This is a genomic window from Gilliamella bombicola (assembly GCF_900094945.1).
Lineage (GTDB): Bacteria > Pseudomonadota > Gammaproteobacteria > Enterobacterales > Orbaceae > Gilliamella > Gilliamella bombicola.
In genome coordinates this window covers 78,998-92,917 of the sequence record NZ_FMAQ01000002.1, presented here as the reverse complement: position 1 = coordinate 92,917, position 13,920 = coordinate 78,998, and the positions used below count along the sequence as shown (strand labels likewise).

Genomic DNA, 13,920 nt, shown 5'->3' with positions numbered 1-13,920 from the left:
CCCCTTCTTAAATGCCGTTATCTAAAACAAAGATCCTCAAAAATGATTAATTATGGCATAATGTGCGCCAATTCATATTTTAGCGACTTCACTCAAAAGCTAATGATTACTTTTGAATGAAACGCATTTTAAAGAGAGTTAATTTTCGTGTTAAGTACAAATAACATCACAATGCAATTTGGCAGTAAACCATTATTTGAAAACATCTCGGTTAAATTTGGCAACGGTAATCGTTATGGTCTAATCGGTGCTAATGGCAGTGGTAAATCCACCTTTATGAAAATCATTGGTGGCGATCTCGTGCCTACATCGGGTAATGTGGCTTTAGATCCACATGAAAGACTCGGGAAATTACGCCAAGATCAGTTTGCTTTTGAAGAATTTACCGTCCTTGATACCGTAATTATGGGACATACTGAATTATGGCAGATCAAGCAAGAACGGGATCGCATCTATTCACTCCCTGAAATGAGTGAAGAAGATGGCTTTAAAGTTGCTGATTTAGAAACCCAATATGCTGAAATGGATGGTTACAGTGCCGAATCTCGGGCTGGCGAATTATTATTAGGTGTTGGTATTCCAATTGAGCAACATTATGGATTAATGAGCGAAATCGCACCAGGTTGGAAGTTACGGGTATTATTAGCCCAAGCCCTATTTTCAAATCCAGATATCTTATTACTCGATGAACCAACCAATAACTTAGATATTGATACAATCCGCTGGCTTGAAGATACCTTAAATCAACGCGAAAGTACTATGATCATTATTTCGCATGATCGCCATTTTTTGAATATGGTCTGTACTCATATGGCAGATTTAGATTATGGTGAATTGCGTATCTATCCGGGTAACTACGACGATTATATGACTGCATCAACGCAAGCGAGAGAACGTTTGTTAGCCGATAATGCCAAAAAGAAAGCACAAATTAGTGAACTACAATCGTTTGTTAGTCGCTTTAGTGCCAATGCATCAAAATCCAAACAAGCAACATCACGCGCAAGGCAAATTGAAAAAATCAAACTTGAAGAAGTCAAAGCTTCTAGTCGGCAAAATCCTTTTATTCGTTTTGAGCAAGATAAAAAGCTATTTCGTAATGCGCTTGTTGTTGAAGACCTTACCAAAGGATTTGACAATGGTCCTCTTTTTAAAAATCTTAAGCTCATGGTTGAAGTGGGCGAAAAAGTAGCTATTTTAGGGACTAATGGTATTGGTAAAACCACATTATTAAAAACGCTAATGGGTGAACTGACTCCTGAGCAAGGCGATATAAAATGGTCTGAAAACGCAAATATTGGTTATTATGCGCAGGATCATGAATACGAATTTGAAGGTGACTTAACGGTATTTGACTGGATGAGCCAATGGAAACAACCAAACGACGATGAACAAGCCGTACGTAGTATTCTAGGTCGATTATTATTTTCACAAGACGATATTAAAAAACAAGTTAAGGTCTTATCTGGTGGTGAAAAAGGACGCATGTTATTTGGTAAATTGATGATGCAACGCCCTAATATTATTGTTATGGACGAACCAACTAACCATTTAGATATGGAATCTATCGAATCACTCAATATGGCATTAGAGCTTTATCAGGGCACACTATTTTTTGTTTCGCACGACCGTGAATTTGTTAGCTCACTAGCAACACGCATTGTTGAAATCACCCCAGAAAAAGTAATTGATTATACGGGTAATTATGAAGATTACTTGCGTAGTCAAGGAATTGAATGATACGTTTAGAATAAACATATCAATTGATAACAAAAAGCCATTGACTAATGTGGCTTTTTGTCTAACTGAAAATAATTCAAATAATTAAATTAAAAATCTAACTCATCCCACCAAATATCAATAAGTGGACTAGCTTTAACATTTTTCAGACCATGAGTTTCCAGCCATTTTGTGACAATGTCACGATGTTCTTCAGTACAATTCCCTAATTTTTGGGTGCAAATAATCCCTTTCCAATTTAAATAACCGCTGCCCTCATAAGCTAAACCATTGGGTTGAATGGCTTCAAGAATAAACTGATCAACGATATTATCTAAAGTCTCTTCGCTTGTGCCTTCGTCAAAAGACCAACTAACCGTAAAGCCTAACTCTTTAAACTCTTCAATGTGTAATTTTTTTCGTAAACGTCTGCTGCGATTTACCATAATAGTTTCCTTCTACATTATTAAATATTAATTAGGTTGTTTATTTTTAGTGTGATTATGTCGGCTTGATGATTTCACACCATTTTGATTGAACTGCGGCGATCGATTTGAGTTTGCACTTCCTCTTTTTGGGGGTACTCGCCTTTGTGATGATTTTTTTATCGGTTCAGCTTTAATTTTAGGATCAACTTCAAAACCTTGAGTTGTTAATTCTGGAATCGTTTTTTTAATTAACTTTTCAATCGCTTTTAATTGAGGAAGCTCATCAATGCATACCAGCGAAATAGCCTGCCCTTCATTTTGAGCTCGTCCTGTTCGTCCAATGCGATGCACATAATCTTCTGCCACTTGCGGAAGTTCATAATTCACCACATAAGGAAGTAACTCAATATCAAGACCGCGAGCGGCAATATCGGTTGCCACTAATGCTCTAATTTGTCCACTTTTAAAATCTGCCAAAGCTTTAGTGCGTGCGCCTTGGCTCTTATTGCCATGAATGGCTGCCGCTTTTATACCATCTTTAGTCAACTGTTCAGCTAAGTGATTCGCACCATATTTAGTGCGAGTAAAGACCAACACCTGTTGCCATTGATTTTTACCAATTAAATAAGACAACAATTCACGCTTACGACGTTTATCAACCCGATGCACATATTGGGTGATCTGCTCTGAAGCGCTATTGGTTTTCGCAACAGCAACCAATTCAGGGGCATGTAAAATCGATTGCGCTAATACTTTTATTTCATCAGAAAAAGTTGCCGAAAACATCAAATTTTGGCGTTTTTTAGGTAATTTAGCAATCACGCGGCGAATATCATGAATAAAGCCCATATCTAACATGCGATCAGCTTCATCCAATACTAGCATTTTAATCGTTGAAAGATCCACGGCATTTTGTTGCACTAAATCGAGTAATCGTCCTGGTGTTGCAATCAAGACATCCACACCACCACGTAGTTTCATCATTTGCGGATTAATACTTACCCCACCAAATACTACCAACGACCGAATGGGTAAATAACGGCTATACTCACGAATATTTTCGCCAATTTGTGCAGCAAGCTCACGAGTCGGCGCTAAAATCAATGCATATAAAGGACGTTTGCCTTTTTTCGCCTCAAGTTTATTGGTTGTTTGGGCTTGCTGTTCTACCCATTTTTGCAAAATGGGTAAACCAAAACCTGCCGTTTTACCTGTACCGGTTTGCGCACTTGCCATAAGATCTTTACCGGATAAAATGACGGGAATAGCTTGCTGTTGGATGGGAGTTGGGTCTGTATAGTTTTGTTCTTGAATTGCTTTTAAAATCTCAGCGTCTAAGCCAAGAGAGTCAAATGACATGAAATGATTCCTAAATAAATAAAAAGTGGATTGTCCGCTTACATTATAAAGCAATTCCATAATATTTTCTGTTTATTTTGTTATTGTCTATCTTCAATAATAAAATTTACTGTTTATTTTACAACCAGAGACTAAAGTTAGAGTCATATTAGTAAATATAATTTCACAATAGACTGCTTCATTTTATCCAACATTTTTAGCACCTTATAACAGCCTTATTGTTGGATTATATATGCATTTAAAATTTAACCGAATTAAAAATGTATTAATAGCCTAACTTTTATCACTTTTAGCCTTAACAGTTTTGCCAAAGATGATATCACCTTTGCAAACTTTCGTGACATTCGTGATTTGAACCCTCATCTTTATAGTGGCGAAATGTGGGCTCAAAATATGATTTTTGAGTCACTTCAACTAAACTATCTGCTCAATATCTGGTTTTTATGCTACCTAAAACATTGATCAGATAGTTTATATAAAAAACACTCAAGAAGTCATCCATAACATGTTTGTTATTGGATAAACTAATTGCTTAATTATATATTGCCTAAAAGCTATATCCATACAGTTTAGATCGTTAAATTATAGCTATGGTTTAATAAATTTATGATTTGTTCAAATGATATCGAACCGTCGAGCATTATTGTGATCCAATGATTTTTATTCATATGGTAAGCCGGTAATAAACCTGAACTATTTTTTATTATAGAAATCAATTCTGGATCGGATTTCACATCAATTATCTCTACCATATCATTAGATCCAAAACCTAATTTATTTTTCTCAACTGACATAATTAAACCAAACCATTTACCATTACGTTTATGCCGAAGTACTTTATAATCAGGAAATTTTTTAAAAGGCTGATCAACTTGAACTTCATTTAAAGTTTGTGCATATTCTATTAATCTATTTTTCAGTCTCATAGTTATTTCCTTTTTCGATTCACTAAATCTAAAGTTATAAACAGTTTGTTTAACCCTACAAACTACACTAACTCGTAGCCGATTTTTAAATTTTTCGATAGGATAAAATCTTTCTTAAAAATTATAAATACAATTACACTAACTATTTCAATTTTTTAAAGTAAAGAAAGAAAAAGATAATATAGATGTAATCGATAATCTGCTTATTGTTTTTGACAAATATTATCAATGGATAACGTTGCAGGTACAATGCGATCATCAGTGAATTGAAAGCGGAACAAGAAGCTAATATCATAAGCACGTAACACATCAATCACGTCTTGCTTATCACAAAATTGTGCATTTAGACCAAGCCTAATGCCTTTGATAATATCTTCCATTGATGCACTTTAGCTATCAGTTGGCATATTGTATTCAAAAACAACGTTATTAAGGTTATAAAAAATATTAGTGACTTCGTAACCCGCTTCGACTTTAACGGGAAATGTTCCACCTTCGCCTAATATCGATCTTTTAGCACTATCCGCAAAGGCTTTAGTTATATTTGCTGACGGAGGCAATTCGGCACTATACGCACTCGAAATCATAAAAAAAGCAGAAACTAGCGCAGCCAATTTTATTCGTTTTTTCACTTCAAGATTCCTTACATTTAATCTTAATCAAGTTATATTATTTTAATGGCATTATTGATTTCGATAAGCCTAAATATGTTGTTATTTTATACAAAAAATCAGATAAAAATAACACAGAATAAAATATTCATCAAAACAGCAATTATCTAAAATCGACACAATCAAAAAAGGCAACCCAATGGCTGCCTTTAATCGTTTTAAGTGACTAAAATCACTTTTTATTTGGATGAGGATCTTTAACTGAATCACCCTGCCCAGACATAATATACCAACCATTTTTGCTATGCGGCTTTTTATTATGATCAGGGCAAGGAGGTAACGATTTTTTGCTTTGATTTGAATATATATAGCCGCAGTCGGCACACTTATAAGTACCAGCCGAAACATCACTACCATATGGAGCAAATTTTTGTACCATGATAAGTTTCCTCCTGATAAAATTGGCGATAAGCCCAATTGCTTATCAATGTATATATAAGCGCTGATTTAAGAAAAAAGCAAGTATAATTTTTCAACAAAAAATCAATGAAATTGTTATTTTTATCACACAAAAAACCGTCAGTAAAGATATTGATTTTATTTAAGTTTTTGTATTGTTTTTTAAATAAAATCAATCCCTTTGATATTGCTATTGTTTTGAAAAATTGGGCTCTTGGGGTGTTTAAAATAGCGTTACTTTTGTTTTAACACAAAGCAAACCAACCATCTTAATACCTTAATAATAAACAGTATGCCATATGCCAAGCCACTTATAACAGGAAATAAAAATGCACATAAAAAGACAAAAAGTTCATTTAAACCAAAATTGTCAGCCACAGCACTAAAGTAAACAGCTCCCCCCCAAAAAATACAAAAAAGTTCGCTGAAAAATAGCCCTAAAAAAGAAGTAAATTGGCAGGTATTTGGCTCAGTAAACAGTTTTATCAACATCAAAACAAATAAAACAACTTCGATCAATAAGGTTAAACCTAAAAACAAATAAATAATAGGAAAGTAAATATTTGAATAAGAATCAAACTTAATAGTCGCCAATATAAGAATAATCATAAACAAATAACAAATAGCAAAGGCTATAAGCAAGGGACGAATGTTTAGCACTTTTTGGAACATATATTTTGTTACTAATTTCAATTAGCACTCCTTTTCATATCAGTATAGTGTATTTATCTAAAGAATAATGCAACACAATAACTACAAATTCAACAATCAATTAATAGGTTATGCAAAAATCACTTAAATTTGAGACATTGATGGGATCTACATTAGATAATCCCTTGATTTTACTAAAAATAACAAAACAAAAAATTCAATAAAATCAATACCTTTCCTGACTGATTTTTTATCACTATTGTGTTAAAAAACGGTCCACTTATAAATTTACCATAAAATATCCAATACTTTTAAAAACCTTAATAAAATCTTATTTTTATACTTGACGTTATTGATGACATTGGCATAATTACACGTTCAATGTTTTATCAGGATCTATCCATGAAATATAAAATAATCAGCCTTAGTATTGTCATTTTAGCTTGGATGAGTGCTTTACCCACAGCTCAAGCCGACGAAATAACTTGTCCAAGCTCAGTAACAATTAAATCCGCTCATTTAGATATTAATAACCTGCCTAACGATTGGGCGGTTTCTGAAAAGAAAGATGCATTATTATTGCTTGATGGCGTTGGCGTCTATTCCGATAATCCCGCTAAAAAAATCCAGCAAAAACCAGAAACCGGTATCATTGATGGTAAACAACATCAAGCAACTTGGAGCGTAAACACCATTTACGACGAAGGAGGTAGTTGGGTTAGCTGCAGCTACAACTATGAAGAAGTAGAATTAGTCAAAAAAATCAACCCAATCATGAAAAGCTGCTGGGAAATCGATTCTAAAGATCAATTTGATCGATTACAAGTCACGATTAAGTGTAGTGCTAGTGAATTGCAAGAGATTAAGTAGGTTTTGTATCTTATAAAAATGGTGGTTTTACAAAATAACGTTCAATCTTTAATAACTTTAAATCAGCCTAAAAAGGTAAGAATAAAAAGACTGAAAAAATTATTAAAATTTTAATCTTAAAAAATTAACTAATTTAATTATTTAATAAATAAAACAACATCATTTTTGCATGTTTGTGGTTAAAAAAGTGATGCTGAGTTTAAATAAAATTAATTTTTTAATGCAATTAGAATTATAATCATCAATGACATTAGTTGCTATTTTTTTGTGTCAAATATACAATCCCACCATTTAGGTGAAAATGGCATTTTCTAATTTTTTTTTGATTTTTATAATATAAAATGAGTTCACATAAATTGAATTAAGAATAATCAATGGTTAAATTAAAAGTAATGCTTTTTGTTGTTCCTATTATTGCTATTATTGCTATTATTGTTGTTATTGTTCCGTCTTGTTCGAGTCGTGGAGAGCTTTGCCTTTTTGGTACAGTTAAATCGACATTCAATGATTATAAAAATGCATATTGGCAATCAGTTGATAATAAAAAATCTAAAGCTTCAAAGCTCGATATTAAAAAATGTAGCCAAGAAGCAGAGAATGCAAGAATTGTTCTTATTAATATTTTTACCCAGTTATGTACTGATGGGCATATATCCCAAGAATATTTACCTGATGCTGTTTGGATTCAACACAATTATATTGAGAACTATTATTTTGGTAAAAGCACTGAAAAATTGACAGGTACAACAGAACAAATCCTCACCAAATTTTTAGCTTATGACGACAATGACAACTTTCCTAGTGTTGATAGATTAAATAAGGCGTGCGCTCGTTATATTCCAAAAGATGGCATATTATATCATTATCCGGAAATAGGTCCTGATATTCCATTTTATACAAATTATTATTTTGAACAATGTATGATTAAAAATAACTTTGAAAGCATCGCTCCTGTAACAACAAAGACATACTGCAAGGGAATTGGCTGGTAACTAGATAATATATAACTATAAGCTTTTCGCAGAAAATTGAACTTTTTATGCTCAAGAATATTAATGGATGGGAGACGTTAGAGGTGATGAATAAATACGCCCATTCAAACGCAGATCACATGCTTGAATTCGCAAATAACGTCACATTTACGGCACAAGGCTCATTCAATGGCACAATGGAAAATCTAAGAAATGCTTAAAAATTATATAAATCATGATTTAGAATGGTGGCCCCTACTGGACTTGAACCAGTGACCAATCGATTATGAGTCGACTGCTCTGACCAACTGAGCTAAGGGGCCATTTGGGTGTGCTACTGAGTTAGTAGGGTTATGATTATAATAGAGTTGAATCAAATTTGCTATAGTTAATTAATAAAATAGGTCGGTTTGATTATTTATTAAACTGTAATTTATTGGATTTTATGCAAGTTTAATTACTAATATTTTTTGTTTAATTAAACTGATACAATAATTTGGTTTATTACTGTTAGTTATTTTATTGGTTGAGGAAATGTTATGTCTATCAGAAAATTATTATTTATTGGTGTTGCGATGTTTGCAACCTTGCTTTTAGGTGCTTGTAGTGGTTCTAAATATCAACCTACTTCTGCTGGTAGTCAAGTTCAGTTTATTGATACTAAACCTGCGGCTTCTTGTCAGTTATTGGGTAAAGCGGAAGGACGTCGTAGTAGTTTCTTTTCTGGCCTTAAAACTCATAGCGAGCTAATTCGCGATGCAGCTTCTGAGCTGATGAATAAGGCTGCTGCAATGGGGGGGAATGTGATTTATAACGCACAAGATACTTCTATGCAATATATTTCGGATATTGCGCCAACAGATGCGGTTATGGTTGGTGATGTTTATAGTTGTAAATAAGGCTAGTTAAATAAGAAAGGGAGCTTTGCCTCCCTTTTTTATTGGTATTAATGAATTATAATATCTTGTATTAATTTAACCATTTTGTTTTTCAAATTGCCGCATAAAGTCAATCAAATAATTCACTCCTTCTTGATCCATCGCATTATAAATGGATGCACGCATTCCACCTGCAATACGATGACCTTTGATTCCAATAATGTTAGCTTGAGTTGCTTCGCTTACAAATTTTTTATCTAGTTCTTCATTTGGGGATAAAAAAGTGACATTCATAATTGATCGATTCGCTGTTGCGACAGTATTTCGATAAAAATCGGATTGATCGATAAATTGGTATAGTAATTGCGCTTTGGCTTGGTTTCGTTGCTGCATTGCTTTTAGTCCACCAAGGCTTTTTATCCATTTAAATACTAAGCCTGACATATACCATGCAAATGTAGGTGGCGTGTTAAACATGGAATCGTTGTCCAATAAAATTTTGTAATCTAATACTGATGGTAGGATTTTTTGCGCATAACCAATAAGATCTTCACGCACAATAACAATGGTAATGCCTGATGGACCAATATTTTTTTGTGCACCAGCATAAATAATACCATATCGGCTTACATCAATAGGTTGTGATAATATGCATGATGATAAGTCAGCAACCACGGTTTTATTGTCAAAGTTGGGCTCTTCAAAGATTTGAATCCCGTCAATTGTTTCATTTGGGCAATAGTGTACATAGGCGGCATTATCATTTAATTGCCATTCTGACATAGGTTTAATAGCTGTTAGTCCATTTTGTTTGATAACAACATTTTGTTCATTAATTTGGCAATATTTGCTAGCTTCTTTGGCTGCGCATTGGCTCCAATAACCGCTGTTGATATAGTCTGCACTAGTTCTCTTACCTAAGATGTTCAATGGAACTGCGGCAAATTGTGCTCTGGCACCACCTTGGCAATAAAGGATTTTATAATTATTAGGGATGTTTAAAATTGCACGCAGGTCATTAGAGGCTTCAATAGCACATGCATCAAAATCTTTACCTCTATGGCTTAATTCCATGACCGATGCGCCTGTATTACGCCAATTTAATAATTCAGTTTGAACTTGCTTTAACACATCAGCAGGCAATTTTGCAGGACCTGCACTAAAGTTATAACTTTTATTCATTACGATTCACTTTGATCCATTCAAAAAAGGATTCTATTTTTACACTGTATGGACAGATATACAATCAGATTTTTTGTAAAAAAGTTTCAGGAAACTATATGTTTTAGCATAAAAATACCGGCGAATGCCGGCATGGTTGTAATTAGATTGATATAGGTGATTATGAAAGTTGTTGCTTGGCAACTTCAATCGCTGATTTTACCTGCTGTGGTGCAACGCCGCCTTTAGCACAGCGTTTAGCTAAGCATGATTCTAACGATAATATTGGATAGACATCATTATTGATCACGGGGCTGAATTTTTGTAGTTCTGCAAGCGAGAGTTCTTCGAGTGCTTTTTGCTTTGCTATCGCATCAACAACGGCTTCGCCAACAATGTGATGAGCTTCGCGGAATGGTATGCCTTTGGCAACTAAATAATCAGCAAGTTCGGTTGCATTTGAATAACCTTGTTTAGCGGCTTCTTGGCAGCTTTTATAGTTGATTTTGATATCTTCTAACACTAATGTGGCCATATCTAAACATTCTTGCCAAGTGTCGAGCGCATCAAATAGGTGTTCTTTGTCTTCTTGTAGATCTTTATTATAAGCAAGCGGTAAACCTTTGATAGTCATGAGTGTTCCCATTAGAGCACCCGTAACCCGCCCTACTTTGCCGCGAATCAGTTCTAATGCATCGGGATTCTTTTTTTGTGGCATGAGTGAAGAACCTGACGTAACGCGATCTGATAACTCAACAAAGTTGGCTTCGCCACTGTTGAAAATAATAAGATCTTCAGCAAAACGCGATAGATGTACCATGCCTATTGAGGCGTTATTTAATAATTCAACAATATGATCACGATCGGACACCGAATCTAAACTATTATTAGTTGCTCGAGCAAACCCTAACCAATGCGCCAATTGCTCACGATCCATTGGATAGGCGGTTCCGGCTAATGCTCCTGAGCCTAATGGGCTAACGTCTAAGCGTTTTAATGTATCTTGTAAGCGACTGACATCACGGCTAAGCATTTCAAAATAAGCTAAGCACCAGTGAGCAAAAGTAATTGGTTGAGCTCGTTGCAAGTGGGTGTAACCGGGCATAATCGCATTTTGATGCTGTTCGGCAGTTATAACCAGAGATTGTCGCAAGTGATTAATCGTACTAATTAAATAAGGAATCTGATCTTTACACCATAGTTTTAAATCGGTCGTTGATTGGTCGTTACGGCTTCGGCCTGTATGTAATTTTTTTCCTAAGTCGCCAATTTTTTCGATCAGTTTTTGTTCGACCCAACTATGTATATCTTCGGCATCACTTTGTAAAATCTGTTTGGGATCTTGTTGAACCGAAATCAGTAATTCATTTAAGGCTTTTTCTAATTTTTTTTGTTCATCATAAGATATAACGTTAACCGTCACCAATGCTTTTGACCAAGCAATTGAACCCATGATATCTTGCTCTGCAAGACGATAGTCAAAGCGTAATGAATCATTAAAATGCTTAAATCGTTGATCTGCCGCTTGACTAAAACGTCCTCCCCATAATGCCATAATTACCTCAATATTATCTTCAATAATTGCTTAAATAATTTAAATTTTATCAAGAATAAAAATAATATATACAGGGTTTAACCTGTATATATTTATTATTATCACTTTTTTATTTGCGCATTAGCGTTTACTTTTTCGTTTTTGTTGCTGATTTTTTAGCTGCTGTTTTTGTGTTAGTGGAGGATTTAGCTGTTTTAGCTTTTTTTGCAGGTTGTTTTTGCTTTTCTTCATTTAATGCACGTATACGTGATGATAACGAGAATAGACGAATAAACCCACCAGCATGGCTATGATCATAAACTTCATCTTCACCAAATGTGGCAAACTCTTCGCTGTATAAGCTATTTGGTGATTGCTTTTGTACCGCAGTCGCATTACCTTTATAAAGTTTAACCACTACTTCACCTGTCATATCTTGCGCTAAAACTTCGGCTGCGGCTTGAATTGATCGACGATATGGAGCAAACCAGCGTCCATCGTAAACAACGTAAGCCATTTCTAAACCAAGTTGTTCGCGCCATTTAAAACTGTCACGATCTAAGATTAATTGTTCTAAACCGCGTAATGCTGTCATCATGATTGTGCCACCAGGCGTTTCATAACAACCCCGTGATTTAATGCCAACTAGGCGGTTTTCAATAATATCAACTCGCCCAACACCATGTTTTGCACCAATTTTATTTAATGTTGCAACACAGTTGTAAGGCGATAATTTTTTACCATTGACTGAAACCACTTCACCTTTTTCAATGCCAATAGTCACTAATTCTGGTTTGTCTGGCGCTTCTTCTGGCGAAACAGTCCAAGCCCAGCAATCAGCATTAGCTTGATTCCATGTGCTTTCTAACACGCCGCCTTCGGTTGAGATATGCCATGCATTTTCGTCACGACTATAAATTTTTTCAACGGTTGCAGTAGTTGGAATTTTACGGACTTTTAAATAATCAATTAATGCTTCACGTGAACGTAGATCCCATTCACGCCAAGGTGCAATCACTTTAAGTTGTGGCGCGAGTGCGGTATAAGTGGTTTCAAAACGTACTTGGTCATTACCTTTACCCGTTGCACCATGGCATAACGTATCAGCGCCAACCTCTAGCGCATATTCCACTTGTGCTTTAGCAATAATTGGACGAGCCATCGAGGTACCAAGATAATAAGTACCTTCGTATAAAGCCCCTGTTTTTAAGACGGGATATACATAGTCTTTAACAAACTCTTCTCGTAAATCAACAACTTTACAAGCAACTGCACCCGATGCTTTGGCTTTTTTTTCTACATCTTTTAATTCTTTTGGATCTTGACCTACATTAGCAACGAATGCATAAACTTCACACCCGCCATAATTTTCTTTTAACCAAGGAATAATCGCCGATGTATCCAAACCGCCTGAATAAGCCAATACAACCTTTTTTGTTCCACTTTTTTTCATGCTACACCCTTTCTAAATTAACTTACGGTAAAAAATGAGTTAGAGACCTTTACTTAAATTGTTAAATATAGCTAACCAGTTCAATATAATATCAGCTTAATATTTAAGCAATAATTCTTGTGCCTGTTGTATCTGATTGTCCGTTAAATAATTGAATCAGTTGGTCAGACTCTTTCCAACTGGCAATTGCAATCGGTCGTCCTAAGGCTTTGGCAGCTTCAAAAGCGGAATTGACTTTTACGAGCATGCCCTCTGTAATAATACCTTTGGCAATCAGTTGATCGGCTTGTGATTGCGTTAGCGATTCAATGCGTTGCTTGTTTTCATCAAGTACGCCAACCACATCAGATAGCAATATCAAGTCAGCATTTAAGGTTTTAGCTAGCGCGACCGCAGCATGATCAGCATTGACATTCATCATTTGCCCTTCTTCAGTGATACCAATCGAGCTGACAATGGGTAAGTAACCGGCATTAACAAGTAGGTTTATTAATGTAGGATCGCCGGTTTTGGCTTCGCCAACATAACCAAGATCTTCCGAAATTTGCTTGACTTCTACACTATTACCATCAGCTAAGCAGAGTCCCACACTAGCTATTTGCTGTTTTTTAGCTTCTGATAATAAAGTGGTATTAGCACTGCCAGCAAGGCTACCGACAATAACGTCAATTTGGTCAGCAGGGGTGACTCGTAGTCCATTTCGACGTACCACAGGTAAAGAGAGTCTATCCATTAATGAATCGACCACTGTACCACCACCATGCACAATAATTAATGACCGCTGAAAATTCTTTTTATATTCACGAATAACAACAAATAACTTACTTAGGGCATCTTTGTTATCAAGTAATACGCCACCAAGTTTTATAATTAATGGTTTCATTTTAGTTTCCTATGAAT

General features: G+C 35.0%; 14 protein-coding genes, 1 tRNA gene and 2 pseudogenes. 5 read left to right on the top strand and 12 right to left on the bottom strand.

Annotated elements, in window-relative coordinates; translation table 11 throughout:
• Positions 1–147 precede the first annotated feature (147 nt).
• Positions 148–1,740, top strand: coding sequence for an ABC-F family ATPase (locus GA0061081_RS02475; protein WP_091346780.1), 1,593 nt, complete (start codon positions 148–150; stop codon positions 1,738–1,740).
• A gap of 89 nt (positions 1,741–1,829) precedes the next feature.
• Here the strand turns inward: GA0061081_RS02475 and GA0061081_RS02470 are convergent, their stop codons facing one another.
• From GA0061081_RS02470 to GA0061081_RS02445, 7 genes are all read right to left on the bottom strand, one after another.
• Complete coding sequence (locus tag GA0061081_RS02470) at positions 1,830–2,165, bottom strand: YggL family protein (protein ID WP_202112686.1); 336 nt, start codon at positions 2,163–2,165, stop codon at positions 1,830–1,832.
• A 27-nt stretch (positions 2,166–2,192) separates the two neighbouring features.
• Entirely contained in the window at positions 2,193–3,506 is a 1,314-nt protein-coding gene (rhlE, locus tag GA0061081_RS02465; RefSeq protein WP_091346777.1) for an ATP-dependent RNA helicase RhlE, read from the bottom strand.
• A 569-nt stretch (positions 3,507–4,075) separates the two neighbouring features.
• A complete protein-coding gene (locus tag GA0061081_RS02460; protein WP_091346775.1) occupies positions 4,076–4,432 on the bottom strand; it encodes an MmcQ/YjbR family DNA-binding protein in 357 nt (118 codons plus the stop codon).
• A 203-nt stretch (positions 4,433–4,635) separates the two neighbouring features.
• Complete coding sequence (locus GA0061081_RS11045; RefSeq protein ID WP_167349278.1) at positions 4,636–4,812, bottom strand: hypothetical protein; 177 nt, start codon at positions 4,810–4,812, stop codon at positions 4,636–4,638.
• Positions 4,813–4,821: 9 nt separating this feature from the next.
• Positions 4,822–5,064, bottom strand: a complete 243-nt coding sequence (locus GA0061081_RS02455; RefSeq protein WP_091346773.1) for a hypothetical protein — start codon at positions 5,062–5,064, stop codon at positions 4,822–4,824.
• A 211-nt stretch (positions 5,065–5,275) separates the two neighbouring features.
• Entirely contained in the window at positions 5,276–5,482 is a 207-nt protein-coding gene (locus GA0061081_RS02450) for a hypothetical protein (protein ID WP_091346771.1), read from the bottom strand.
• A 254-nt stretch (positions 5,483–5,736) separates the two neighbouring features.
• Positions 5,737–6,195, bottom strand: coding sequence for a hypothetical protein (locus GA0061081_RS02445; protein WP_091346770.1), 459 nt, complete (start codon positions 6,193–6,195; stop codon positions 5,737–5,739).
• 360 nt (positions 6,196–6,555) lie between these two features.
• Between GA0061081_RS02445 and GA0061081_RS02440 the strand changes: the two genes are divergently transcribed.
• From GA0061081_RS02440 to GA0061081_RS11260, 3 genes and pseudogenes are all read left to right on the top strand, one after another.
• A complete protein-coding gene (locus tag GA0061081_RS02440) occupies positions 6,556–7,023 on the top strand; it encodes an STY0301 family protein (protein WP_091346768.1) in 468 nt (155 codons plus the stop codon).
• Between the two features lie 374 nt (positions 7,024–7,397).
• Positions 7,398–8,015, top strand: coding sequence for a hypothetical protein (locus GA0061081_RS02435; RefSeq protein WP_091346767.1), 618 nt, complete (start codon positions 7,398–7,400; stop codon positions 8,013–8,015).
• Between the two features lie 41 nt (positions 8,016–8,056).
• Positions 8,057–8,215: pseudogene (locus GA0061081_RS11260) on the top strand (site-specific integrase); the annotation flags it as partial.
• A gap of 25 nt (positions 8,216–8,240) precedes the next feature.
• Here GA0061081_RS11260 and GA0061081_RS02425 read toward each other — a convergent pair.
• Positions 8,241–8,317, bottom strand: a tRNA-Ile gene (locus tag GA0061081_RS02425).
• 216 nt (positions 8,318–8,533) lie between these two features.
• Here GA0061081_RS02425 and GA0061081_RS02420 point away from each other — a divergent pair.
• Positions 8,534–8,893 (top strand): DUF4156 domain-containing protein, encoded by a 360-nt coding sequence (locus GA0061081_RS02420; RefSeq protein ID WP_085247993.1) that lies wholly within the window; start codon positions 8,534–8,536, stop codon positions 8,891–8,893.
• A 75-nt stretch (positions 8,894–8,968) separates the two neighbouring features.
• On the opposite strand, the gene serC is transcribed toward GA0061081_RS02420, so the two are convergent.
• The 4 genes and pseudogenes from serC to argB form a co-directional block, all read right to left on the bottom strand.
• Entirely contained in the window at positions 8,969–10,054 is a 1,086-nt protein-coding gene (serC, locus tag GA0061081_RS02415) for a 3-phosphoserine/phosphohydroxythreonine transaminase (RefSeq protein ID WP_091346765.1), read from the bottom strand.
• 160 nt (positions 10,055–10,214) lie between these two features.
• Positions 10,215–11,588 (bottom strand): argininosuccinate lyase, encoded by a 1,374-nt coding sequence (argH, locus tag GA0061081_RS02410; protein ID WP_091346763.1) that lies wholly within the window; start codon positions 11,586–11,588, stop codon positions 10,215–10,217.
• A 214-nt stretch (positions 11,589–11,802) separates the two neighbouring features.
• A pseudogene (locus GA0061081_RS02405) lies at positions 11,803–13,020 on the bottom strand (argininosuccinate synthase); the annotation flags it as partial.
• A gap of 103 nt (positions 13,021–13,123) precedes the next feature.
• The gene (argB, locus tag GA0061081_RS02400) at positions 13,124–13,903 is read right to left on the bottom strand and encodes an acetylglutamate kinase (protein ID WP_091346759.1); all 780 of its coding nucleotides are present in this window, start codon (positions 13,901–13,903) and stop codon (positions 13,124–13,126) included.
• Positions 13,904–13,920: the final 17 nt, after the last annotated feature.

Excerpts from the sequence above, each read along its gene's own strand:
- GA0061081_RS02435 (WP_091346767.1), top strand. The coding sequence starts at position 7,398 with ATGGTTAAATTAAAAGTAATGCTTTTTGTTGTTCCTATTATTGCTATT.
- serC (WP_091346765.1), bottom strand. The coding sequence starts at position 10,054 with ATGAATAAAAGTTATAACTTTAGTGCAGGTCCTGCAAAATTGCCTGCT.
- argB (WP_091346759.1), bottom strand. The coding sequence starts at position 13,903 with ATGAAACCATTAATTATAAAACTTGGTGGCGTATTACTTGATAACAAA.
- GA0061081_RS02450 (WP_091346771.1), bottom strand. The coding sequence starts at position 5,482 with ATGGTACAAAAATTTGCTCCATATGGTAGTGATGTTTCGGCTGGTACT.
- GA0061081_RS11045 (WP_167349278.1), bottom strand. The coding sequence starts at position 4,812 with ATGGAAGATATTATCAAAGGCATTAGGCTTGGTCTAAATGCACAATTT.
- argH (WP_091346763.1), bottom strand. The coding sequence starts at position 11,588 with ATGGCATTATGGGGAGGACGTTTTAGTCAAGCGGCAGATCAACGATTT.
- GA0061081_RS02470 (WP_202112686.1), bottom strand. The coding sequence starts at position 2,165 with ATGGTAAATCGCAGCAGACGTTTACGAAAAAAATTACACATTGAAGAG.
- GA0061081_RS02420 (WP_085247993.1), top strand. The coding sequence starts at position 8,534 with ATGTCTATCAGAAAATTATTATTTATTGGTGTTGCGATGTTTGCAACC.
- GA0061081_RS02460 (WP_091346775.1), bottom strand. The coding sequence starts at position 4,432 with ATGAGACTGAAAAATAGATTAATAGAATATGCACAAACTTTAAATGAA.
- GA0061081_RS02440 (WP_091346768.1), top strand. The coding sequence starts at position 6,556 with ATGAAATATAAAATAATCAGCCTTAGTATTGTCATTTTAGCTTGGATG.
- rhlE (WP_091346777.1), bottom strand. The coding sequence starts at position 3,506 with ATGTCATTTGACTCTCTTGGCTTAGACGCTGAGATTTTAAAAGCAATT.